The following is a 20,218-nucleotide window of genomic DNA, read 5'->3' as shown; positions in this document are numbered from 1 at the left end:
ACTTTAAATTAACAGGTTGTTATTAGATGGAAAATATGAACCACCCTAGTTGGAAAGGAACTATTGAGTTAGAAAATGTTGATTATCAGTACAACAATAATTTATCAAAAATTTTTAAATTTTCTAAAGATGAATTTGCAACAAAGATTAATGTTTTTGTGGAAAACAACAAAGGACCTAACGATGAGTCCATTCTTAATGTTACGGTAACTACCAACATTAATAAATATACAAAGGAAATGACACTTCAAGATTTCTCAAACATGTTTTTTAGATTTGAGATAATTGTTGATAAAGTTTAACTTTAAAAGCTAGATGTAAATCTAGCTTTTTATTCTATAAGACAACATACTTTATCCAAATTAGATTCGTTTACAAAAACCTGAATAGTCTTACTAAATATTTGGTAAAAGTACTCCACACAACATTTTTGCGCTCACGTGTTCCTGATAATTTTAAAATATTGATCTTCTAATAAAATTCAACCATAAAAAACCACCTTAACAACGGTTTAAAATCAATTTACATCAGACCATTGCCAAAACAAATTCTTGAAAATTTCAAATTCCTCTTTTTTAAAACTATTTTCATTAAAAATTTCAAAGTTAATAGAACTCTTACACAAATTAGTCATTCGACCTATCGAATCAACACTAGAATATTGAATTTCAACATTCGAGAACATTTGGTCATAAAATATTTGCAATGCCCCATCAAATGTAACGAAACAAACATCAAAATTTCGCTTTTTGTTTGATACTCGAGCTTTAAAGTTATGAAGAAAAAGTACAATTCTTAAGTCAGCATATGAATTGTAAAGTCTTTTACTAATTACTTCAGCGGTTTGATTTTCTAAACCACTAACCTTAAAAATACTTCTTGCATTCAAATAATCCGTCAAGAGTGAAAAACAATACTGGGCAATTGGATCACCAATACTAACATCTTGTTTATCCATTTCAGTTTTTAGCACTTTAGTTCGATTTATTATATCCATACCATTGAATTTTAAATCTTTCAATTCTAAATACAGCTCATATGTTTTGTTAATAATTGCTGTGAATTTTCTATTTTTTTCAAGTATGCCTGAATCTAAAGTAAATGCATGTGTAGCACTTTTCATGCTTTTAAAATAAAGCTTCTCATCTACGCTTGCGTATTTAAAATAATCGTCAATGCCTTTCAAATCCAAAATTGCGGTACGTCTTTTTTGCCCTTCAGTCTCGAAATTTCCACTACCACCTTCATAAAAGGCGGTCATAATTGAAATTATATTACAACTTTTATCATATTTAGATAAAACATTTTCTCTAAAATTAACTACTTCAGCAGAATTATATTTTTCATGTTGAGTGAAATATTTTATAACCTGTCTATCAAGGAACACTATCTGAGACATTGAAGTTAGAGAAGGATTTAAAGATAGTTTTTTAACATTTAGAGGGCTTTTATCTTTTAAAAAATCTAGAACGAGGTGACTCATAAAAAACTCAATATATGTTTCATTATTGGATAGTAAACTAAACCCGAAAAAGTGAGTGTTTTAAATTAGCTTTAACTTTAAATATAAAAAAACCAGCGTAACATAAATATGCCATATCCTGTGTACACAAGCAAGTCCTAAATTAGCTATTGTCGAAAACTGACTCTGGTAACGTTTCATACTCATTTCGACAGACCACACATTGATATAAACCTGATCTTTTATTAACTTGCACAGTTCCGATACAAGTATCTAGATGCTTACTATCAAACCACTCGTAACGAGACATAATTGAAACACAGTGTTTACATGTAAATCTTTTTGCCTCAATATCAAAACCGAAAATTTCATTTGCAACTTCTCTTGAACAGACATTAATTGCACCAGTTAATTCATAATGAACTTGCAACATTTCAAATATATATCCAGAAACTGACTCTTTTTCAAAATTCATGCCCTGATGTGAATTCACAGCTTTATATTTGTATCTATGAAGAATCCAATGGAATTCATTATCATTTAGTTCATTGTAAGAATAGACAATACTTTTAAAAATTAACTCAGGAGAAATATCTGAATTTTTATCAACAGTATGCATAAATTTATTACGAAGAATTCTTATTTCTTCATACCATTTTCTAAATTTTGAACTGAGTTTTTTATCTGAAAATGTTTCATAGACAGTTATCAAATCTTGTGCATCGATGGAATGAAAATGACTGAATGAAATTACACCCTTTTCATCTGCCTTTGGAATTTGTCTAGAGCTACTGGACAATAGTAAGTAAGGAGAAATTTCTGCAATCAATCCTTTAAGCCGAAATTCCACAGATTGTAAAACCAAAGTAAGTGCAGAAATTAATTTTGGCCTCGCAAAATTCCAATAATTATCTAAATTCAATTTATTTTCTTCGTAAATATTTTCTTTCGAAATATGAAAGTGCTCTCGATTTGCTACTTCATAATGTAAATGAGCTAATTGAGCAATTTTTTCCCAAGCTTCATTCACCATATGGTCTGCTGAAGTGTAGAAATCAAGTTTAGTAGGAATATCTACAATCATATTTTTGCCAAAGTTCCCTTCAAATAATTCGCAATGCTTTATTGTTAAGTTAATACAAGAAAGCTAAATTCACTTTTACTTCAAAAACAATTATATCAAAACTTCACTTTAGTAGTATGTCGGATTTTAAATTTGGATATCTTCCAGAAATAAACGCCAAACCGCATTTCATATCCTGTCGTATTTGTATTGTTGAAGTCTCAAATAATGCTGCTACTTGTCTCAACTTATTATCATCTACACATACACACCAGATCACATCCAGCCATTCTTGTAAAACATCGCTTTCATGCTGTCTTAAGTCCAAAATAATACGTTGAAATGCCCGCGCTTCATTATCACTAATTTTACATGTAATCCCCTTACTAAAAGTTGGCTCTTTATAACCTTCATCATTCATATACTTTGCAAGCATTTCTTCACGCTGCTTTTTGCTCAATTTCTTTTTTGGGTAGGCTTTATAAAATTTTTGCTTTCTTTCAGTATCGCCGTTTATCCAGGCACCAAATTGACGAAACCAATCCTCTGTACTATATTTTGACCATTCCGTTGTCTGCATAATTGTAAGTTTTGCATTCATCTGTTCATACCTCTTTAATATCAATGCCGTGAATCGTTTTCATTAAGTGTTTTTTAGAGCGATAACTTGGTAAATTTCTAGTTGCTGCCGACTTCACATCTTCAACTATGTATTTATCTGCTATGTAGTATGTGAAATCAGCAAAATAACGAATTGCTGGCTTTGCCCGTTTCTCTCCCTCTATCTTGGTTTTAGGTGCAAGTTCAAACTTAGTGTGATGATCTAGCCCGGTAATCTCTCCGCGTTGCTGCATAGCCTTGAGCTCGATGTACCGCTTGTACTCTTTTTTGCTGTCAAAGGTCATACCATTGCATAAGACCTTACTGGCATTGAACTTGTTGCGTTTAGCAGCCTTAGGCTGATGAGACAGCTTAAGAATTTCTTCACGGTACTGGGCGAGACTCATACTACTCATCAGGCTGCATTCCCCTTATGTTCGTTGCTGATGTTGATAAGGTACTCAGCCCACTTTTTAAGGTTTTCAGGTTCTTTAAGCATTGACTCCAAGCGCTTAGCCAGTTGCTCATAGCTTTCGTTACCTTCGGAGTATTTAGCGAACTCAGGTAAACGGGATAACTTGCTTGCAAAGAAATATCTTTGTTTGTCAGTCAAAGTATTCTTGGATTTAGCTGGTTGCTTCTGGGTTGGTTGAGATGAGTTTTTCAAACGATCCTGTTTTGCTTTCGCTTCAAGTAACCAGTTTGCAAAGTGGTAAATCATGAGTTCATCACACATACTCTTTTCCGCATTGAATAATTCAAATGCTCTTAGCTCACGGTTGAACCAAGTTGATGAAATGATCTCGTTTGTATCGATATCAGGATTTGCTTGAGCAATTTCCAAACTCAATTTTTTTGAACAAAGCCAGTGGTTTTTATTTTTAGATTCTAATGGGAGGTTCTTTGGTAGATTCCGTGTACCAATATTGGTACTGTTTAATGGAAATGTTGGTACTCTTTCATGGAAATGTTGGAACTGTTCCAATGTTGGTACTGTTTCAGAATCCGAGCCTTGGCTATCAAGGCTTTCATCATCTAAGTGTTCCAACGTTGGTACTGTTTGCTCACGACCTTGTACACCAATTAATCGGTACACAATTACCTGCTTGGTTCGACCCTTCCGCTCACCTGTATCAAAAATAACGCCGTCTTCAATCAGCTCTTCCAATATCTTAAAAAGTGTCTTTTTATTAATTTGGCAATCCTCAGCTAATCGACTTGTACTTGGATAACAGCAATGCTGCTCATCTGCTCGATCGGCCATGGATAGCAATACTAATTTCTTTAACGCTGGGGATGATCCACCTTTTATTTGGGTGAATTGCTTTTTCCAAGCCCAGACAGTTGCATCTAAACTCATAATTCATCCACCTTAGGTCTTAAATATCCGCCCATGTATTCAATCTTTTGGGCTTTAAACAAACTCGTTTCAATTTCTCCGGCCAAATGCAAAGTAATGCGTCCACGGCGTGCGAGTTGCTGCCTAAACTCTTCACGGGTAATTGCGGCATTCTCTTCGTTGTAACCACGCTTACGGAGATTAGCTTTGTTACGCTCAAGCAGATCGTTCAAAAGTTTTAATGCTGGCTCATACCAGGACTGGATCGCCTGAAGTTGCTTGTAATCAGGGAGCTTTATATTCATGAAACCTCCGCAAATACTTGTTTAGCATTTGAAAGACGACGCTTTGCATTCAGCTCAGCAACTGAGGCATGACGTAATTCAGAATCTGCTGCTATTACACGTTCACCATTAATCAAAATGTTTACTCCATTACTCAGTAGCCCACAAATGTTCTGAACAATGAAAAGCTCATCGGAGTCAAAAGTCCTATTGATGAACTCAAGAGGTGTATTTATTACAACCGTATCCCCCACAATAAAATCGCTGTTGTGGGTTGATACTTCGTTTGATATATTGGTCACGTTCTTGATTCCTTCGATTAATGAACACTGCTCAAAGCTCGATCTCGCACATCGGGCTTTTTGCTTATTTGGAATACCGAAAAAAAATTTTTGAATACATTCAAGTATTCACTTGAATTCATTGTATTCTTTGATTTTTTCTTCACTTCACTTAAAGATTGCCCCAAATCAACTTCAATCTTTAATTCAATGGCCTCTCTAATCCATTTCGCTCGATTACCCTCTGCCAAATCGTCAACTAACAATTTCACTTCAACTGGAACACGTGTTGTCATCGGCTCAAGTAGTTTTTCACTAGCCTTAATTTGTGCATTTAGGTTCTGCATTGATGCACCTCTTTGTTTTGCTCTTGCTGAACCAGATCATCAAGTGCACATCCCTTTTCATATTTCACACTTCGCTGTATGCCTTTACTAATTCTGGAAACTGAACTCTGTTCAATTCCACTTTTTTCACTAATGAACTGCTGGGTGTAGTTTCTAGAAAGCAAATAGTTAATTTTTTCTTGCAAGGTTAATTGCACCATTAAGAATCTCCAGATATATGCATATTTACATTTTATGCATACTTGCATAACTGTCAATGCAAATGTGAGTTATTTTAAAAAAATTATGATTATTTGCATAAAATAGTAATGCATTCCGATTGGTACTTATTTATGAGTCTTTTAAAATCGAACATCGAATTTTTGTTAACTAAATTTGACACCAACCCTACTAAACTGGAGAAAAGCCATCCTGAAATCGAACAGTCAACACTTTTTCGAATTCAGAATGGGATTACTAAAAATCCTAGATATTCAACTCTGGCACCATTCGCTAAATGGGCAGGTGTTGAAGTTGGTGACTTGTTTGAAAAAGATTTAAGTAAAGAAGATACAAGTAGAATTAACAAAGAAATTAATTTTTCCAATAACTTACAGCCAGGTTACGCAAAATTAGCGCCTGTATTGTCGTGGGTGCAAGCTGGGGAGTTTACTAATGTTGCAGCGGTTGACTTATCCCAAATTGAAGAATGGTTACCACTTCCAGATGAATGCACAAATTGTTTCTATCTTAAAGTTCAAGGAGTTAGTAACAGTCCGACATTTATTGAAGGAGATTATATTTTGGTGGATCCTGATGTGTATTATGGAGATATGCAGTCAGGAGATATCATCGTTGTTAGACGATTCGACGATGCGACCTTTAAAAAGCTAGTTATTGAATCTGACAATTCTCGTTACTTACAAGCATTAAATCCTGACTTTAAACCTAACATTATCCCTCTTGATGAACATTGTGTGTTTATTGGAGAGGTGGTGGATTCAATACGTTATATGTATAAGTCAAAACGTAGATCGAAAACACGACATAGTTAAGAAAATACCCAAACTAGCCCACTTTTATAGTGGGCTTTTTTATGCATTTTAAAAAAATAATGCAAACATGCATAATTAATTATTGCATTAAATAATGCAAATATGCATAATCTTTCTCATAGACAGCAAAAAGCCCCGAAAAATCTTGGCGGACTGGACGGGGCTTCTCACTTCAATGAGGTTCATTATGGAACAAAATGTTTTAAATCACAACCGTAGCTACGTCTCTGGCAAGTCTTTGCTTAAAGGATGTGCTGTAGTCGCTATTGGCGTGGGTACTTTGTCTGGCGCTTATGCCCTTGTTACTAAGCCGGTTGATATCGCCCCTGCCTTTAATTATGCAAATACTCAATCAACCTATGGCGTATTAGCAGTTCAAATTACCTCTGATACGACTGGACAAGCCGTTGTAAATCTTGATGGCTTCCGTGTGTACACAAGCTTTGATTTCAAAGTGGTACCAGATGATAACGGTCAACTTGGTAGCAATGACGAAGCTGTTTTTATCTATAACTTGGCTGTTGATCGAGTTTTGACTCCTACTGGCGGTAGTTATAACGACTTCACCAATGCTGACGACATCCACAACATGATCTCTGTCATCAGTGCCCATATCGAAAAAAACAAAATGGTTCGGGGGTGATCATGAACATTACTAAATACACTACCCCATTCCGCGAATTCTTGTTTAAAGATGCGCAAGGCTTTTATCACGTTCGCCTGGGTATGAAAAAAATCTTCATGGCTAAAGTCTCTTTGAACTATACGCCTGATTTCGATAAAAACTTTTTCGGCGGTGCACAGGAACAGGCATTCGATTGGTATTCAGTTCGAGTGAAGGACGATAAAGATTCTGAACCTCGTCAAATTACCACGGATGAACTGTCTATTCCTTGGGTTAAGCGTGAGTTAAAGCGCGCCATAAACGAACAACGTTCTAAAGAACGTAACGCATGTAACAGCCAAACATCACGTTATAGCGCAAACCAGCGCACCGCTTACCACAATGCACGTTCTAATTAAGGGGATTGTCATGTCACAACAACAAAATCAGTCTGCTGAATTGGATGTGTTAAGCACCATTCAGCAAGAATTAAAAGCTCCAAAGAGCAAATTTAACAACTTCGGTAAATTCCACTACCGCAGCCTTGAAGATATCCTGGAAGGTGTAAAGCCTCTATTGCATAAATACGGCGCTACCCTTGTGGTAACTGATGAAGTACAAGAGATTGGCCCAGTAGTCGTGGTAACAGCTAAAGCTGTCTTTACCGATGCCCACGGCAAACAAACAGTGACCACTGCACATGCCGGTGTGGATATAACTAAAAAAGGAATGGATGTCGCCCAGACTTTTGGCGCATCAAGCTCTTATGCTCGTAAATATGCTTTGAATGGCTTATTTCTTATTGATGATACCCAAGATGCTGATACTGAGGCTTTTCAACAACAAACTGGCGCACAGAGTCAAAATAACCAGCAAAGCCGTGGCCAAAATCAACTAAACGCAAATGGCCAGAACAACCAACGTGGTAATTACCAGCAAAACCAAAATACGGCGACTCAGCAACAAAATCAGCCTGTTCAAAAATCAATGGGACAGCGTTTTCAGGATGCCTTGGTCTCTATCAGCAAGGCAAATAACCCTGCGACTTTAGAAAAGGCATTAAGCACGTTTAACGGAACTAATTTTTATGCCGGTATCAGAAAAGCATGCCAGGCACGTGCCGACCAACAAGGCTGGGAATTACCAATGCCTTCGCAAGTTCAAAACCAACAAAACAACCAAATGCATCACTAGGACACGGCTATGAATAATATTTTAAATGCCCAAGAGGCTTTTGCAGCTCTACAAAAAGGTAAAACAGTACTGTGCCGTTACGCTGGTGATGGCGTTCTTCATGCAGATAAAGATTTCAGTGCACTGGACCAAATGCCAGCGACTGTTTTTGGACTGCCTAATTATGAATTTTGCATTCAATTAGAAATGTTGGAATTGGCTGGTATTAAATTTACCAAGCCATGCACGATCGATGAACTGGAAAAAGGTCAAGAGATCTATGTCTGTATTTTCCCATGTGCTGAAATCCATAAGACTAAGTTTAATAATAGCTCTGATGTGCTGAATTTCATTCGTTGTGGCGTAGTACAGCGTGATGAGGAAAATGCAGAACTACAGATGAAAGCCTATCACGCATTTTTGGGATTAGATCTGGCTCTGACTATTAATGGCGTACCTGACACCGAAAAAAAACAGACAGGTAAGCGCCCTACCAAAAAGGAAATCGAAGCGCATAAGGATGTAATTCTTGATGCAATTGCAACTTGTGTCGATACCAATGAAGTTGAAACAGTTTGTTCTGGTATCGAACAGTACGGTTTTAATGATGATCAAATTCAAGCTATTAATAATGCCAAGTGTGCAAAATTGGAATTATTAACTGCATATACTCCTGCTCTAACAGAATTAGAACCAGAAGCACCAGAGATCATCATCCCGAATGAAGGTGGACATTACTTTGACAAAGTAAAAGCAGAGACTGCGGCGTGGAATGGCCAATTGCAAGAATTGCTTGCAAGACTTCCTGAGACTAAAACACCTGAGGAAGCTAATGCCCTTGTCCGCTATACAAAATCTTGGACAGAGGACCAGCGTCAACCATTGTTACGCGCTATCAGCCGCCGCCTGCAAGAGTTTCAAAATCCTCTACCTAAAGCTGAACCATCATTGATGGTGAAGATACAGAATGCCCCTGACCTTACTACCTTGGATGCCCTGGAAATAGATGTGAGTGGCCTAGATCCGATTGCACAACCTGACATGATGCGCATCGTTAATACGCGCCGCCTGCAGCTTGAAAGTGCAGCCAACGATGAGGGCCAAGCATCGTGAAATTCAACTACTCAACCCTTACCCGAACACTAACAGTGTTCGGGGGCATCATGACGCACATTTTCGACAATGTGAATGAATCCGAAATTCTGGCCCACGTAGCCAATGCAAAGTTAAAAGAAGCGACTCGGAGAAAAAGAAAGTGAATATCCCTGAAAAATTAAATGCTATGAAACCTCAAGCTCGTTGGGAATGGTTCGATCGACAAAAGCAAATTTTACGAGAAGCGGCAACGTCTGGCATTAAAGTTGAAATTACTCCAGAAATGGCCGAAAGCTTCATGTACATGGCAGATATTGATCAACTGAAATACTGTGAAATGGTCACCATGCACCATAACGCTGTTGTTGTTGCTGCAAGTGCTCTTATTGAAAAAGATTTTGATAATGCCCGTGATTGGCTATTAAATCTTGTTGAACAGGCAGATGAAGTTACCTGGCAAATGTATACCAACTCTCACGAGTTTTATGACCGCAATCAATTAAATTGGCCTGAGACTGTTCAAGAGCACAATGTAAATATTGCTCACTCAAAAGTGAAAGGCAAAGAGGATAGTGAGAAATTTAATATTTGGTATGAACAAAATATCAATCCATTACTGAAAAACGGCTCACCAGCTCAACAAGTTAATTTCCCTGTTCTTCGTGAAGATGATATTGACCAGGCAATTAAAGAAGGTAAAACCAAAAATTTAATTGAACATCTTGAAGATATCATTGTTCAAAAAGCATTAACGGCAACGCATGGCAACCTAACGCAAGCAGCTGAATTGATCAGCCTGAATCGTGGAACACTTGCAAAGCGTAATAAACGATTCCTTTATAAGAGGGCTGCAGCATGAAAACACTTAAAATTACTTGGCTAGACTCATGCCCTAAATGCGGTTTCGGTGATTATGCTGAAGTTACAACCGAGCGGGGTATTGGCTGCATGCTCTTTACTGAAGATAAGGTTAAGTGCCCCAAATGTGATCATGAGGGTGAAATTGGATGCGAGTTAGATTTCGCCTATGTAAATTGGGATGAGGTTGAAGAAGCAAAAGCGGATGCGGAGGGGTGAATGATTACAGCACAACAAAATGAACGTATTGATGCACGTGTGTTAGTTGTATTGCGAAATGATGCCCTAAGCCGTGTCGCAATCGCTAAAAAAACTGGGATTAATCTCGAGGATGTAAAACTGTCAATTCATCGACTAAAACGTCAGGGTTATGTTGAAGTGCGAGGATCAACATGTTTCTTAACCGAGCTTCCTGAAGATGTTTGTTTTGGAGGATAGATATGGGTGTACAGCTATCAACTGAAGATTACTTATTTATGAAGTACAGAGCCCTAGTTGTTCAGCTTGATGATGTTTGTCAAGACTACTACCCTCACCTCACTAAAAAAGTAGTTTATGAGCGTGCTAATAAACAGGAATTCCCTTTCCCTTGTTTTAGGTTAGATGGAAGCCAAAAATCTCCCTACTTTGTACATATTAGTGAATTGGCTGTGATGATTAATAAACGCCATGAAATGGCATTAAAAGACTATGCTACGTTTCACCGATAAGATGTAGCACATCTTCAATCTGAGGCATGTCTTTCCGTTTTTTTACAGATACATATATTTGTAGACATTTCCATGATTCATGTAAACTGACTTGCTGCAACTGAGGTATTGTGAAACCTTGTTCAGCAAGTCTTGTGCACCCCTCATGGCGCAGGTCGTGAAATTTTAAATCATCAATCCCTAGAAATTTACATCCCTTTCTAAATTCTGCTGCCAAAGTATTTACATTCACTGGGAAAAGTAGCTTGTCGCTATGCCCTAGTTCTAACATGCGATTTCTATACTCAGGACGTTTTGCGATTTCTATAATAGTCCTGCATGGATCAAGGACATTAAATTCTTTATTATTACCTCTTGAACCTCTCGGGTTTTTTAAGTCCTTAACAAGCCATGATTGGTTATAGCTATCATAGTCATCCAAATCCAATCTACAAATTTCGGAAATACGTCTGCAAGAAAAAATAGCAAACCACATTAGCAAGTGCATTGGGTAAGTATTAGCTATAGTTTTCTTATTCCATTTCTCATAAAAATACTTAGTTAATTTTAGGAGTTCCTTAGCTGTAGGAAGTCTGTCTCGCGATGAACTTATAACCAACTGTCTTGTTTTTCTCATCTGAGCAGTGACACGGTCGAATGTATTAAGGTCAACTGGTATATTCCACATAACCGATGCGTGTACCAACACACTTCTAATCACAAGCATTTCTGTTTGAACTGAAATAGGCTTGTTTGGTAGATAGCCCAATTCTTCACATCCTCTCCTACGCAATTTAACATGATTGGATATTTGTTCTGACGTAAGATTTTGAAGTTTGCACTTCGCAATTGGGAACTTTTTTAGTCGTTTCAAGGAAATTATTTTTGATCTGCAATAGACATCTTCCACTTCTTCAAGATATTTATCTATTGCTTGCTTTAACGTATAGTCAGCTCTAGCAATACCTTTATTCAATAATATTTCTGGATTTTGCTCAATCTCAGCTTCTCTTTTAATGAGCCAGTTTTTTGCGATCTTTTTAGATGTAAAGGTTTTGCTTTCCTTGTATGATGGCAAGCCCTTACGATTGATACGAATCTCGGCTCGGTATTTAACCGTACCATTGGCGCTTTCTCTTAATGTAACTGTACCCATTTTTTACACCTTAACCTGTCAAAATAATTGTGGCGTAAATCCAGGCGTAAAAAAACTTATAAAAAAAGCAATAAAGAGCAAAACCAAGCGCAATAAAGCTAAATAAAAATTATCATAATTATATGTTTTTTATGCTAATTTAGAAAAACCATTGATATATAAAGATTTTACGTATTATAGATATGAATCATGGAGTAAAATTACGCTGAAGTAAGGGAATATTTAGAACCGCTCGAAAGAGCGGTTTTTTTTAATAAACGTGTTGCTTAATATCAAAGCAGGCCTATTAAAAAATATTGATTTATTAATGGCTGCTTTTGATAAAACCGACCTCATCCACTGATGCACAAAGCATAATCTCATCACCCAGCGACCATTCTGCTGCTCTAGCCGCCATAGCGGCTGGTACAGCTTCCGATCCTGGTCCTGCGGGAACATCATATGTGGCATGGGCATCGTGTGGTAATAACACCGCATAACCTCGTGTTAAAGCTGCGCGTGCTGTTGCAGCCACACACATTTCTGATAAAACACCACAGATGACTAAAGACTGAACTCTAAGGTCATCTAAAATGTGCTGGAGTGATGTTCCTTCAAAACCATTGTCCTCACTTTTCCGTACCACGAACTCATGAGGTTGAGGAGCAAAAAATAACTCCCAACCCACTTGATAAGGCTCATCTACCGTCCCAACTTCTCCGTCATTTTGCAGAAAAATTATTGGTGCGTGCACAGCCCTCGCCTTAGTAATTAAAGTACCAATTGAAACAATCAATTGCTCGGATGCAGGTACGGCATCTGCACCTGATACAAAAGCTTTTTGCATATCAACGATAATTAAAGCGTCTATAGAGCTCTGTGGATTTGAAATAGCAATCACCTGTGAATGGAACTCGGTTTAGGCTTTGAGTTTATCTTATTTATTATTCATATCAATTCTAAAAATCTTTCCATTACAGACCAGAACTGTATAAATTTGCATATCAATTTCATATACATACTCTGCTGCCTCACATGAGCGACGTCCTTCTCTATGAATAAAATATCTCGGGTAAGATTTTCCCATTTTTCTCAGCAAATCGCTTTCTCTATCCCCCACATTAACCAGCTCACCAGAGGATCGCATTGAGTTCGTTTCTCTAGCAGAAACCGATGTTGATATTAGAATTGAAAGCACTGCAAGTATGATATATTTCATTGTTATAAGCCTTTCTTATTAATCGATATAATTTATCAAATGGTTAAAATAAAGTCATTAGCAAACTATTTAACGGTTGCTTAGAGCAGCGGACTCATAATCCATTAATCCAAAGGCCACCTCAGCCTCTCCTCAAACTCTATGATTTAAGGAGATGGTAGATTTCGATCTTGAGTTACCTTGATTTAGAAACTAATGCTGTACTTGCTCTTATATTCCGCATGCTCTGGTACATTGTGTATGTCCTGATCTGTCATTATTCCATGCTCAGGCACTTTGAAAGTGTTGTGTGCCTCATTTTTAGGCACAATCGGTGGTTTGGTATTGGCGTCATAATTTATTGAGGAACAACCAGCTAATCCTAGTCCCAATATTCCTGCAAGCAATAATTTTGTCATGAATCCCACCAATTACTATAAAAATCACATAATTTAGCAAATCGTTTAAATCATGTCTCATGACTAATATTTATGAAGCGCTTTACCTAAAAGACCGAAATATTGCAAACCAAGCAATTTTTAAAAGCAGTTTTCTTGTGATTTTTTATTATCATTCTATTCCTAAAAAAGACTACTCACTCTTACATATCGAAGTATACAAACCCTTGTTTTTTCTATATAAGAGATATTCATCCCTTAAAAAATGAGCATATCAATCATGGAGTCTGTCAGACTTTTATACGTGAGTAAAATTAAGAACATTGACTCGAACTTAAAAACAAATTTGATTGAAATCCTTGATGAGGCTGTAGATTTTAATTATCGTCATGATATTACTGGTGTTTTATATTATGGTCATGGCTATTTTGTACAATGTCTAGAAGGCCCAAAGAGTCTCATTGATGATCTATTTTACAATAAAATTGTGAAAGATGAGCGCCATATCAATTGCGAAATTCTCTATTACATTGAATGTAAAGATAAATTCTTCTCGCAATGGTCTATGAAATTTTCACCAATCAATCAAAATATTACTGATTTTTTCATGAAATATCATTTAGAAGAGTTTAACCCGTACTTGTTAACAGCAGAAACTGTCGAGAAGTTTGTTGCTGTTCTAGCAGGTGAACCTGAGTATGATGTTCAGGCTTATGTTTCTTAAAAAACTTAATTTCCCATCTATGGCATTCTTCCTCAAGAATGCCATTTAACTTATAAAAACATTTTTTTATTCAAAATAGATTGAAGCATTCGGTGAGAAGTGCTTATATATACAGCAGAGAGGACGACCTCTTTTTTATTTTTTCAAGCTTTAGGACGACCTAAAAATATTATTAAAGAGGTGTCCGCAATGGCTTGGGCTTATCTAATTTTAGCTGGTATTTTTGAAATCATCTGGGCATATTCCATGAAAATGTCCGAAGGTTTTACCAAATTAACCCCTAGCATCATTACCATTATTTTTATGATCCTAAGTTTTGGCTTACTCGCCGTGGCAATGAAAACACTGCCTTTAGGCACAGCCTATACTGTATGGGTTGGAATTGGTGCAGTAGGTGCATTTCTGATTGGAATATTCTTTTTAAATGAACCGATGGGTTTATTACGTCTTTTGGCAGCAGCCTCAATCGTTTTTGGTGTTGTATTGATGAAACTGACCACCAATTAACGTTTATTCCATAAAGCCCTTTTCAGGGCTTTTTTAATGTTATTAAATTGCATCTTTTCAAGCTATGCTAGGCTAAGAAGTCTTTAAGCCTTTGATAAGGAGCGATACGTTGTACGAAATAAGAAAAGCAACATCAAATGATTTTAATGAATTAACAAAAATATGGCTGCAAGCCTCAATCAAAGCGCATCATTTTATTCCTGCAAGCTATTGGGAAAGCAATACAACCAAGATGCAAGAGATCTATTTACCCATGTCTGAAGTTTATATTGCGGAAGATACAAGCAATATTTATGGGTTTATTGCATTGGTAGAAGACACCGTTGCAGCTCTCTTCGTATCTCCTGAACACCAAGCAAAAGGCATAGGCAAACAACTGATCTCATACGCACAGGAAATGAGAAGCCGTCTGGAGTTAAACGTCTATCAAGAAAATAAAAACAGTGTAAAGTTTTATCTAGCCAGTGGCTTTAGGATTATAAATGAAGACCTCGATACAGCCACCAATGCAAAAGAATATGTCATGCTTTGGGAGAAGTCGTAGAGTCCACATCAACGCTTCGTTTCGTTGCTATAAACTTTGCTTTTATCGTTTTAAGAAAAGTGTTCTTTCTACTTCCCGACGGTGCACCAGTCCCTTTAGAATTTGCCCGCCACCTTTATTCCATACTAGAAACTGATCTGCCGCGGCTCGATAGTCTCCCGCATTTAAATACTTGAGCAGTGTTGAATTCTTAAACGCATTCTGGCCAATGTTATAGCTCAGGGAAACCAATGCATCAAATTGATTTTGAGATAGTGTTACTAACACTGCTTTATTGACGGCCTTCTGAAAACGCCTTAAGTCATGCTGAAAAAAGGATTTTGCCTGCTCTGCTGTGCAGTGATCACCTTGTTGTACCCGAATACCATCAGGATAAACCGTAGTACCAAAACCAATCGTCCATGTACCAGTACCATCATCATAGGCATCTAACTTCAAATCTTCGAAACTCGTAATCAGATTAATCCCAGCCTTACTTATAGACCTTTCGTAATCATTCGAATCAACTGCTACACCAATGGCGTCATCTACATCAACAGCAGTGGCGATATTTGAATCTTTATTTGCGCTACGATCCTTATATGAAAATGTCTTAGAACCAATAATCCTGTGTAAAAAATCAAAAAACGTCTTCATGATGCATTTTCGCTCTGTATACTGATCCTTTAACTCATTTCAATGATCTACTAAAAACTCACCCTATCATTCATTCAATAAAAAACCTGCTTTATTTATGTTATTTGCTCAATGAAAAACCCGCCGAAGCGGGCTTGTTTATTCTTCAATTTCGATCGGGTCACCATCTTCAGGTCGAATATGTCTTTCACCATCATCAGCAGGATCTACACTCGAACCATCTTTGGTAATACTGTTGTATAACTCATCCTCTTTTTTATCATCAATGAATTCCTCATCTTCGAAATCCAGAGCTTCATTATCATCATCAAAATTTAAAGGCTTATTTTCATCGATCATGATCTGCATCCTTTATTTAAACATACCATTTCATGCTTAAATAATTGATAGAGATATTCAACAGTGAACAAACACCTTTTGTGTAACCAATGCTTCAAAATGTATGGATGAGTAATAAAAAAGGCGCATGAGCGCCTAATTTGATTAATCGAAAGCTATTGTGACTGGTTACATTGAATCGTTTTATTGAAAGTTTTATATGACCCTGTTGTGACCATACCAGGCATATAAATCTGCTCACTATGAGCCTGAGCTTTGCTTTCAAGTTCAGTAAAACCTTTGCCCTGACAAATACCTTCGGCTTTTTTATCTACCTTTTTCTTCATCGACTCATCTGATGCAAAGATATTGGCTGTGGTCTGAATCCTATAAGCACCAGAATCAAGTTTTGTCGCTTGCGCTGGAAACATCTGTGCGCAGCCTTGTAGGAGGAGTAATGGAATAATAATCCAAAAAAATTTCATAGATATTCTCTTTCACAAGATTAAACTTTGCTCGCCGCATAAGAATATCATAAATAGCACAAGTTCCCTTTGAGTTAAGAAACTTGCAATTATTCAATCCTGATTATCACATATTGCAAACCGACATATTGATCAAGTTTGGCATGGTTCAAAGTATCATGAAACTCTACTGGCACTTCACGCTCTGTTTCTTCAAATATCCATTTGATATTTTTAATAATTTCAAATTTACCATCAGCATCAAACTTTACACTTGGATCGACAATAGCCTTAACCCTGATGTTTTTATTCGCTTCGATATCTCTTAATGTGATAATTGCCATATCAATCCCCTGATAAAGACCTTTTATATCACATTAGCCTAAAAATTACTGATAAATTAAATATTTATTTCACATTCGATTTATCTGCCTTTGTCTCCGAACCAGCCCAAGCACAGTTTTACGTGCCCGAATTTCTTCTTCCGAAAAAGGCAAATTTAAAATTAATTGTTCAATAGGCAAAGCGCTGTTCTCAATCAAAAAACAATCTTGTTCTGTACTCCAGTCTGGAGCAGAAAATTCAGGCTTAAGGCGGGATCTTTTCATGCCTATATTCTAATCTATTTTGATCAATAAAAAAGCCCACTCCATAGAGTGGGCTTACCCTTATATTCTTTTGCGCTGAATGAGGGTTATTGTTGTTTAGTTATAATGAAACAACAAAGCAAATATAGAGCAAAGTGTGACATACATCAACAAAAATATGTAATTTACAGAGTGACTTTAAAGTTCAACTACACAATATAACATTTGACCAATGAGTCAGATGTTAACCCGTTTTATTTCTTTCGTCCTATCTTAGCCATCCATGAAAGTACCAAAAATATCAATAAAATAATAAATACAATATACATACAAGAAGTCTAATTAAAATAAATACTTAGCTTATGATAAAGCATCAAGAAAAAAAGTTCATCTCTTAACAGAGCGATTAAGTTACTTGCTTATTTGTTTGGTGCAGTATTGATACTTTTCCGCTTTATTTTCAATCCCAACCGTATGAATACATGAACAAAAATGAAGTACCCTCGCGTGAGGTATAGCTTCGGGAACATCTACACCATAACATTGAAGATCCACCTCACCCAATCTTGGTGCCATAATCCATTGACCTGTGTAAAAAGGATAAGTAAATCCAATAATTACAATACTAATGAGTATAAAAATAGGAAAGTTATTTCTAATATATTTCAGCATTTTTTAAATTCTTGATAAAAGTAAATGTGTTGTTAAGCGTTAATTTTAATGATCGCCCGATAATTGTAACGGATAAACAGTCACAACAAATCCTTCTTTCGCGAATAAATAAACCTAGTCATTTTTAGGACTTTTAACTTATCGCCTCGTTCTGAAAATCCTTTCAAAATAGGACAAAACTTCACCGACAAGTTATGACGCATCATTGCTTTTAAATGCTGTAAATATGAACACTTCGACACCATATCAATAAGGTGAGTTCCGAAAATACATTTCTCTCTCCCATGATTTAATCTTCGACAAGGTACAACTTCGTCAACTCACATCTCTGAAAATTCATTTATGGAGCATGTGATGCAAAAGCAACACTATACAACCCCATTCGCACAGTACATGGGCAAAGATATCGATGGCTTCTACCATGTGCGTTTAGGCCCGAAAATCTATCTACTTAAAGTTTCATTAAATTACACACCTGAATTTGATACTGAATTTTTTGGTGGCATTCAAGCCGCTCCTTTTGATTGGCATTCCGTTCTGGTCAAGGATACATCTGACAGTGAACCTCGTCCGATTACTCCCGATGAACTAGCAATCAAATGGCTTAAAGGTAATTTGAAGAAAATTATTAATTATCAACGTGCCATAAAGCGAAATGCCAATAGCCAAACGATGCGCTATAGCAAAGAACAATGTATTGACTTTCGTAATGCTCAATATAATGGTGCTTAGCAGAAGAAATACCACATTTATCAATCACATCAGAAGGCTGTAAAGCTACAGCCTTCTGATAAATAGAAATAAACGAAAGATAAATAGCGATCAAAAAATCACAGTAGATATTTCCCCGCCCTATGAAATATTAATCAATATCTGATTGACATAAAGGTATATTTTTATTGACATCTCAGGCTTTTTTCTAAAATTCATTATTCTTTTGCCGCTTTATAATTTAAATTTTCATTCAATATAAATCTATTATGCTCTGTTTTTGGCCTTTTACATTGATCGAAATAAATCAGTCATCGAATATTTACAATGAAATTTGTTAATACGAAAATGTTTAGGCTAATCCCTAAATAGTTTTATAAAAAGAGCGACTTAGAAGTCAATCAAGTAAAATGGTGTACAATGAACTGCCTTATAATTATATGTTTTAGTTAAAATTATTAAAACGTATTGATATAAAAGGATTTTTACAACTATAAGGATAAATTGTGGAGTAAAATTACACTCAAATAATAGAGTTTTATTGAAATTTTATTAAGAAACCTTATATTGGTATATACGTAGCGACCAACAGCCATATGGATCTATCTTCATAAAGCGTCGGTTTATACCTTTTTGATTAGAGGAACACCTCATGAATAAGTTAACAGTTGCAGTTTTTGCAGGCTTAATGACCCTAACTGGTTTTAGCGTACAAGCGGCAACCCCAGAACAAGAATGTAAAAAGTTACAGGATGACTATAACCTCATCTATGCATCTAAAGGATTCTGTTTTAAAGATGCTGATGCTAAAGCAAAATTTGGTAATGAAAACTGCCACACCACTAAGCCGAAGTTCTCTGACAAAGAGCAACAACGCCTTGATGACATTAAAGCTCGCCAAAAAGAGCTAAACTGCAAATAAGCAAATCTTTGCGGAGTGTTCAGCGCTCCGCTTTAGGCTATTTTATTTAATGCCCAAGTTTTCAATGTTAAAGCACATACTCCCCTATTTAAGGACGAATCATGGCATACGATGACCAAAATATTTTCGCACGTATCTTGCGTGGTGAATTACCTGCAATCAAAATTTATGAAGATGATCAGGTACTCGCTTTCATGGATATCATGCCTCAAGCTGATGGTCATGCTTTAGTTATCCCAAAAACACCAGCGGTAACTTTACTTGATTTGCCGGCAGATGCAGCGGCTTACACGATTCAAATCGTACAAAAAGTTGCCCAAGCGATGGAAAAAGCGCTGGATGTTAAAGGCATTGTCCTGATGCAACTTTCTGGAGCTGCGGCGGGCCAAACCGTACCACACGTCCACTTTCACCTGATTCCAAGTTCAATACATGAGCTTGGTCGCCATGCTGCACAAATGGGTGATCAGGAAAAAATTAAAGCATTTGCTGAAAAGATCAAAGCTGCTCTTTAAACGTCAGTTTTGTCAAAAACGGAGTTGTTACTCCGTTTTTTTATTTTCTAAGCCATTA

34 protein-coding genes are annotated in these 20,218 nt (G+C 36.5%); 16 read left to right on the top strand and 18 right to left on the bottom strand.

Features of this window, described 5'->3' with window-relative positions; all coding sequences use genetic code 11:
- Positions 1-26 precede the first annotated feature (26 nt).
- On the top strand, positions 27-302 hold the full coding sequence (locus AWW72_RS11270) for a hypothetical protein (protein WP_062847401.1): 276 nt from the start codon (positions 27-29) through the stop codon (positions 300-302).
- A 215-nt stretch (positions 303-517) separates the two neighbouring features.
- Here AWW72_RS11270 and AWW72_RS11265 read toward each other — a convergent pair whose 3' ends face one another.
- From AWW72_RS11265 to AWW72_RS11225, 9 genes are all read right to left on the bottom strand, one after another.
- The gene (locus AWW72_RS11265; RefSeq protein WP_062847400.1) at positions 518-1,483 is read right to left on the bottom strand and encodes a hypothetical protein; all 966 of its coding nucleotides are present in this window, start codon (positions 1,481-1,483) and stop codon (positions 518-520) included.
- Between the two features lie 142 nt (positions 1,484-1,625).
- Positions 1,626-2,546 carry a hypothetical protein gene (locus AWW72_RS11260; protein WP_062847399.1) on the bottom strand — a complete coding sequence of 307 codons (921 nt, stop codon included), beginning with the start codon at positions 2,544-2,546 and terminating at the stop codon, positions 1,626-1,628.
- Positions 2,547-2,649: 103 nt separating this feature from the next.
- The gene (locus AWW72_RS11255; RefSeq protein WP_062847398.1) at positions 2,650-3,126 is read right to left on the bottom strand and encodes a hypothetical protein; all 477 of its coding nucleotides are present in this window, start codon (positions 3,124-3,126) and stop codon (positions 2,650-2,652) included.
- A 4-nt stretch (positions 3,127-3,130) separates the two neighbouring features.
- Positions 3,131-3,541, bottom strand: coding sequence for a DUF1064 domain-containing protein (locus tag AWW72_RS11250; protein WP_062847397.1), 411 nt, complete (start codon positions 3,539-3,541; stop codon positions 3,131-3,133).
- Positions 3,541-4,485, bottom strand: a complete 945-nt coding sequence (locus tag AWW72_RS11245) for a helix-turn-helix domain-containing protein (RefSeq protein WP_062847396.1) — start codon at positions 4,483-4,485, stop codon at positions 3,541-3,543. The genes AWW72_RS11250 and AWW72_RS11245 overlap by 1 nt, the downstream gene beginning before the upstream one ends.
- Entirely contained in the window at positions 4,482-4,769 is a 288-nt protein-coding gene (locus tag AWW72_RS11240) for a hypothetical protein (RefSeq protein WP_062847395.1), read from the bottom strand. Before AWW72_RS11240 ends, AWW72_RS11245 begins: the two co-directional genes overlap by 4 nt.
- Positions 4,766-5,050: a hypothetical protein gene (locus AWW72_RS11235; protein ID WP_062847394.1), complete on the bottom strand. Its 285-nt coding sequence runs from the start codon at positions 5,048-5,050 to the stop codon at positions 4,766-4,768. The genes AWW72_RS11240 and AWW72_RS11235 overlap by 4 nt, the downstream gene beginning before the upstream one ends.
- 17 nt (positions 5,051-5,067) lie before the next feature.
- On the bottom strand, positions 5,068-5,376 hold the full coding sequence (locus tag AWW72_RS11230) for a hypothetical protein (RefSeq protein WP_062847393.1): 309 nt from the start codon (positions 5,374-5,376) through the stop codon (positions 5,068-5,070).
- The gene (locus AWW72_RS11225) at positions 5,364-5,576 is read right to left on the bottom strand and encodes a hypothetical protein (protein WP_062847392.1); all 213 of its coding nucleotides are present in this window, start codon (positions 5,574-5,576) and stop codon (positions 5,364-5,366) included. Before AWW72_RS11225 ends, AWW72_RS11230 begins: the two co-directional genes overlap by 13 nt.
- A 132-nt stretch (positions 5,577-5,708) precedes the next feature.
- Here AWW72_RS11225 and AWW72_RS11220 point away from each other — a divergent pair, with 132 nt between their 5' ends.
- The 9 genes from AWW72_RS11220 to AWW72_RS11180 all read left to right on the top strand — a co-directional run bounded on the left by AWW72_RS11220 (position 5,709) and on the right by AWW72_RS11180 (position 10,850).
- Positions 5,709-6,410, top strand: a complete 702-nt coding sequence (locus AWW72_RS11220; RefSeq protein WP_155858554.1) for a LexA family protein — start codon at positions 5,709-5,711, stop codon at positions 6,408-6,410.
- Between the two features lie 187 nt (positions 6,411-6,597).
- Positions 6,598-7,053 carry a hypothetical protein gene (locus AWW72_RS11215; protein ID WP_062847391.1) on the top strand — a complete coding sequence of 152 codons (456 nt, stop codon included), beginning with the start codon at positions 6,598-6,600 and terminating at the stop codon, positions 7,051-7,053.
- A 2-nt stretch (positions 7,054-7,055) separates the two neighbouring features.
- Complete coding sequence (locus tag AWW72_RS11210) at positions 7,056-7,433, top strand: hypothetical protein (protein ID WP_062847390.1); 378 nt, start codon at positions 7,056-7,058, stop codon at positions 7,431-7,433.
- 10 nt (positions 7,434-7,443) lie between these two features.
- Positions 7,444-8,208 carry an ERF family protein gene (locus tag AWW72_RS11205; protein ID WP_062847389.1) on the top strand — a complete coding sequence of 255 codons (765 nt, stop codon included), beginning with the start codon at positions 7,444-7,446 and terminating at the stop codon, positions 8,206-8,208.
- A gap of 9 nt (positions 8,209-8,217) precedes the next feature.
- Positions 8,218-9,300: a hypothetical protein gene (locus AWW72_RS11200; protein ID WP_062847388.1), complete on the top strand. Its 1,083-nt coding sequence runs from the start codon at positions 8,218-8,220 to the stop codon at positions 9,298-9,300.
- A 142-nt stretch (positions 9,301-9,442) separates the two neighbouring features.
- Positions 9,443-10,141, top strand: coding sequence for a helix-turn-helix domain-containing protein (locus AWW72_RS11195; RefSeq protein WP_249409168.1), 699 nt, complete (start codon positions 9,443-9,445; stop codon positions 10,139-10,141).
- Positions 10,138-10,359: a hypothetical protein gene (locus AWW72_RS11190; protein WP_062847387.1), complete on the top strand. Its 222-nt coding sequence runs from the start codon at positions 10,138-10,140 to the stop codon at positions 10,357-10,359. Before AWW72_RS11195 ends, AWW72_RS11190 begins: the two co-directional genes overlap by 4 nt.
- Entirely contained in the window at positions 10,360-10,578 is a 219-nt protein-coding gene (locus AWW72_RS11185) for a hypothetical protein (protein ID WP_062847386.1), read from the top strand. It begins immediately after the preceding gene.
- A gap of 2 nt (positions 10,579-10,580) precedes the next feature.
- Positions 10,581-10,850, top strand: coding sequence for a pyocin activator PrtN family protein (locus tag AWW72_RS11180; protein WP_062847385.1), 270 nt, complete (start codon positions 10,581-10,583; stop codon positions 10,848-10,850).
- Here AWW72_RS11180 and AWW72_RS11175 read toward each other — a convergent pair.
- The 4 genes from AWW72_RS11175 to AWW72_RS11160 all read right to left on the bottom strand — a co-directional run bounded on the left by AWW72_RS11175 (position 10,834) and on the right by AWW72_RS11160 (position 13,581).
- Positions 10,834-11,985 (bottom strand): site-specific integrase, encoded by a 1,152-nt coding sequence (locus tag AWW72_RS11175; RefSeq protein WP_062847384.1) that lies wholly within the window; start codon positions 11,983-11,985, stop codon positions 10,834-10,836. The genes AWW72_RS11180 and AWW72_RS11175 overlap by 17 nt on opposite strands.
- A 304-nt stretch (positions 11,986-12,289) precedes the next feature.
- Entirely contained in the window at positions 12,290-12,865 is a 576-nt protein-coding gene (locus AWW72_RS11170; protein WP_062847383.1) for an isochorismatase family protein, read from the bottom strand.
- A gap of 36 nt (positions 12,866-12,901) precedes the next feature.
- A complete protein-coding gene (locus tag AWW72_RS11165; RefSeq protein ID WP_062847382.1) occupies positions 12,902-13,183 on the bottom strand; it encodes a hypothetical protein in 282 nt (93 codons plus the stop codon).
- A gap of 185 nt (positions 13,184-13,368) precedes the next feature.
- Positions 13,369-13,581: a hypothetical protein gene (locus AWW72_RS11160; protein ID WP_032863893.1), complete on the bottom strand. Its 213-nt coding sequence runs from the start codon at positions 13,579-13,581 to the stop codon at positions 13,369-13,371.
- A 259-nt stretch (positions 13,582-13,840) separates the two neighbouring features.
- On the opposite strand from AWW72_RS11160, the gene AWW72_RS11155 reads away from it, so the two are divergent.
- From AWW72_RS11155 to AWW72_RS11145, 3 genes are all read left to right on the top strand, one after another.
- A complete protein-coding gene (locus AWW72_RS11155; protein WP_005257454.1) occupies positions 13,841-14,284 on the top strand; it encodes a BLUF domain-containing protein in 444 nt (147 codons plus the stop codon).
- Positions 14,285-14,473: 189 nt separating this feature from the next.
- Positions 14,474-14,791, top strand: coding sequence for a DMT family transporter (locus AWW72_RS11150; RefSeq protein ID WP_062847381.1), 318 nt, complete (start codon positions 14,474-14,476; stop codon positions 14,789-14,791).
- 109 nt (positions 14,792-14,900) lie between these two features.
- A complete protein-coding gene (locus AWW72_RS11145) occupies positions 14,901-15,335 on the top strand; it encodes an N-acetyltransferase (RefSeq protein WP_062847380.1) in 435 nt (144 codons plus the stop codon).
- A gap of 42 nt (positions 15,336-15,377) precedes the next feature.
- Here AWW72_RS11145 and AWW72_RS11140 read toward each other — a convergent pair whose 3' ends face one another.
- The 5 genes from AWW72_RS11140 to AWW72_RS19660 form a co-directional block, all read right to left on the bottom strand.
- Entirely contained in the window at positions 15,378-15,971 is a 594-nt protein-coding gene (locus tag AWW72_RS11140) for a lysozyme (RefSeq protein WP_062847379.1), read from the bottom strand.
- 138 nt (positions 15,972-16,109) lie between these two features.
- Entirely contained in the window at positions 16,110-16,310 is a 201-nt protein-coding gene (locus tag AWW72_RS11135) for a hypothetical protein (protein ID WP_062847378.1), read from the bottom strand.
- A gap of 155 nt (positions 16,311-16,465) precedes the next feature.
- Complete coding sequence (locus tag AWW72_RS11130; RefSeq protein ID WP_005257445.1) at positions 16,466-16,720, bottom strand: hypothetical protein; 255 nt, start codon at positions 16,718-16,720, stop codon at positions 16,466-16,468.
- Positions 16,721-16,863: 143 nt separating this feature from the next.
- A complete protein-coding gene (locus AWW72_RS11125) occupies positions 16,864-17,097 on the bottom strand; it encodes a hypothetical protein (protein WP_004772094.1) in 234 nt (77 codons plus the stop codon).
- 69 nt (positions 17,098-17,166) lie between these two features.
- Positions 17,167-17,361 carry a hypothetical protein gene (locus AWW72_RS19660; protein WP_062847376.1) on the bottom strand — a complete coding sequence of 65 codons (195 nt, stop codon included), beginning with the start codon at positions 17,359-17,361 and terminating at the stop codon, positions 17,167-17,169.
- A 1,005-nt stretch (positions 17,362-18,366) separates the two neighbouring features.
- Between AWW72_RS19660 and AWW72_RS11110 the strand changes: the two genes are divergently transcribed.
- The 3 genes from AWW72_RS11110 (at position 18,367) to AWW72_RS11100 (ending at position 20,160) form a co-directional block, all read left to right on the top strand.
- The gene (locus tag AWW72_RS11110; protein WP_062847375.1) at positions 18,367-18,744 is read left to right on the top strand and encodes a hypothetical protein; all 378 of its coding nucleotides are present in this window, start codon (positions 18,367-18,369) and stop codon (positions 18,742-18,744) included.
- Positions 18,745-19,375: 631 nt separating this feature from the next.
- Positions 19,376-19,645, top strand: coding sequence for a YARHG domain-containing protein (locus tag AWW72_RS11105; RefSeq protein ID WP_004772091.1), 270 nt, complete (start codon positions 19,376-19,378; stop codon positions 19,643-19,645).
- 101 nt (positions 19,646-19,746) lie between these two features.
- Entirely contained in the window at positions 19,747-20,160 is a 414-nt protein-coding gene (locus tag AWW72_RS11100) for an HIT family protein (protein ID WP_004772089.1), read from the top strand.
- The last annotated feature ends 58 nt before the right edge of the window (positions 20,161-20,218 follow it).

Origin of the sequence: Acinetobacter sp. NRRL B-65365, assembly GCF_001605865.1 — a bacterium.
In the GTDB taxonomy this organism is placed as follows: domain Bacteria; phylum Pseudomonadota; class Gammaproteobacteria; order Pseudomonadales; family Moraxellaceae; genus Acinetobacter; species Acinetobacter vivianii.
The sequence above is the reverse complement of the archived record's forward strand: the minus strand, read 5'-3'. Positions and strand labels throughout refer to the sequence as shown.

What these genes read in the sequence shown, in the direction of transcription:
- AWW72_RS11140 (WP_062847379.1), bottom strand. Translation starts at nt 15,971, where the DNA reads ATGAAGACGTTTTTTGATTTTTTACACAGGATTATTGGTTCTAAGACA.
- AWW72_RS11160 (WP_032863893.1), bottom strand. Translation starts at nt 13,581, where the DNA reads ATGACAAAATTATTGCTTGCAGGAATATTGGGACTAGGATTAGCTGGT.
- AWW72_RS11180 (WP_062847385.1), top strand. Translation starts at nt 10,581, where the DNA reads ATGGGTGTACAGCTATCAACTGAAGATTACTTATTTATGAAGTACAGA.
- AWW72_RS11100 (WP_004772089.1), top strand. Translation starts at nt 19,747, where the DNA reads ATGGCATACGATGACCAAAATATTTTCGCACGTATCTTGCGTGGTGAA.
- AWW72_RS11165 (WP_062847382.1), bottom strand. Translation starts at nt 13,183, where the DNA reads ATGAAATATATCATACTTGCAGTGCTTTCAATTCTAATATCAACATCG.
- AWW72_RS11205 (WP_062847389.1), top strand. Translation starts at nt 7,444, where the DNA reads ATGTCACAACAACAAAATCAGTCTGCTGAATTGGATGTGTTAAGCACC.
- AWW72_RS11190 (WP_062847387.1), top strand. Translation starts at nt 10,138, where the DNA reads ATGAAAACACTTAAAATTACTTGGCTAGACTCATGCCCTAAATGCGGT.
- AWW72_RS11260 (WP_062847399.1), bottom strand. Translation starts at nt 2,546, where the DNA reads ATGATTGTAGATATTCCTACTAAACTTGATTTCTACACTTCAGCAGAC.
- AWW72_RS11270 (WP_062847401.1), top strand. Translation starts at nt 27, where the DNA reads ATGGAAAATATGAACCACCCTAGTTGGAAAGGAACTATTGAGTTAGAA.
- AWW72_RS11110 (WP_062847375.1), top strand. Translation starts at nt 18,367, where the DNA reads ATGCAAAAGCAACACTATACAACCCCATTCGCACAGTACATGGGCAAA.
- AWW72_RS11185 (WP_062847386.1), top strand. Translation starts at nt 10,360, where the DNA reads ATGATTACAGCACAACAAAATGAACGTATTGATGCACGTGTGTTAGTT.
- AWW72_RS11105 (WP_004772091.1), top strand. Translation starts at nt 19,376, where the DNA reads ATGAATAAGTTAACAGTTGCAGTTTTTGCAGGCTTAATGACCCTAACT.
- AWW72_RS11245 (WP_062847396.1), bottom strand. Translation starts at nt 4,485, where the DNA reads ATGAGTTTAGATGCAACTGTCTGGGCTTGGAAAAAGCAATTCACCCAA.
- AWW72_RS11225 (WP_062847392.1), bottom strand. Translation starts at nt 5,576, where the DNA reads ATGGTGCAATTAACCTTGCAAGAAAAAATTAACTATTTGCTTTCTAGA.
- AWW72_RS11230 (WP_062847393.1), bottom strand. Translation starts at nt 5,376, where the DNA reads ATGCAGAACCTAAATGCACAAATTAAGGCTAGTGAAAAACTACTTGAG.
- AWW72_RS11215 (WP_062847391.1), top strand. Translation starts at nt 6,598, where the DNA reads ATGGAACAAAATGTTTTAAATCACAACCGTAGCTACGTCTCTGGCAAG.
- AWW72_RS11175 (WP_062847384.1), bottom strand. Translation starts at nt 11,985, where the DNA reads ATGGGTACAGTTACATTAAGAGAAAGCGCCAATGGTACGGTTAAATAC.
- AWW72_RS11135 (WP_062847378.1), bottom strand. Translation starts at nt 16,310, where the DNA reads ATGATCGATGAAAATAAGCCTTTAAATTTTGATGATGATAATGAAGCT.
- AWW72_RS11220 (WP_155858554.1), top strand. Translation starts at nt 5,709, where the DNA reads ATGAGTCTTTTAAAATCGAACATCGAATTTTTGTTAACTAAATTTGAC.
- AWW72_RS11240 (WP_062847395.1), bottom strand. Translation starts at nt 4,769, where the DNA reads ATGAATATAAAGCTCCCTGATTACAAGCAACTTCAGGCGATCCAGTCC.
- AWW72_RS11265 (WP_062847400.1), bottom strand. Translation starts at nt 1,483, where the DNA reads ATGAGTCACCTCGTTCTAGATTTTTTAAAAGATAAAAGCCCTCTAAAT.
- AWW72_RS11200 (WP_062847388.1), top strand. Translation starts at nt 8,218, where the DNA reads ATGAATAATATTTTAAATGCCCAAGAGGCTTTTGCAGCTCTACAAAAA.
- AWW72_RS11125 (WP_004772094.1), bottom strand. Translation starts at nt 17,097, where the DNA reads ATGGCAATTATCACATTAAGAGATATCGAAGCGAATAAAAACATCAGG.
- AWW72_RS11210 (WP_062847390.1), top strand. Translation starts at nt 7,056, where the DNA reads ATGAACATTACTAAATACACTACCCCATTCCGCGAATTCTTGTTTAAA.
- AWW72_RS19660 (WP_062847376.1), bottom strand. Translation starts at nt 17,361, where the DNA reads ATGAAAAGATCCCGCCTTAAGCCTGAATTTTCTGCTCCAGACTGGAGT.
- AWW72_RS11250 (WP_062847397.1), bottom strand. Translation starts at nt 3,541, where the DNA reads ATGAGTAGTATGAGTCTCGCCCAGTACCGTGAAGAAATTCTTAAGCTG.
- AWW72_RS11150 (WP_062847381.1), top strand. Translation starts at nt 14,474, where the DNA reads ATGGCTTGGGCTTATCTAATTTTAGCTGGTATTTTTGAAATCATCTGG.
- AWW72_RS11155 (WP_005257454.1), top strand. Translation starts at nt 13,841, where the DNA reads ATGGAGTCTGTCAGACTTTTATACGTGAGTAAAATTAAGAACATTGAC.
- AWW72_RS11130 (WP_005257445.1), bottom strand. Translation starts at nt 16,720, where the DNA reads ATGTTTCCAGCGCAAGCGACAAAACTTGATTCTGGTGCTTATAGGATT.
- AWW72_RS11255 (WP_062847398.1), bottom strand. Translation starts at nt 3,126, where the DNA reads ATGAATGCAAAACTTACAATTATGCAGACAACGGAATGGTCAAAATAT.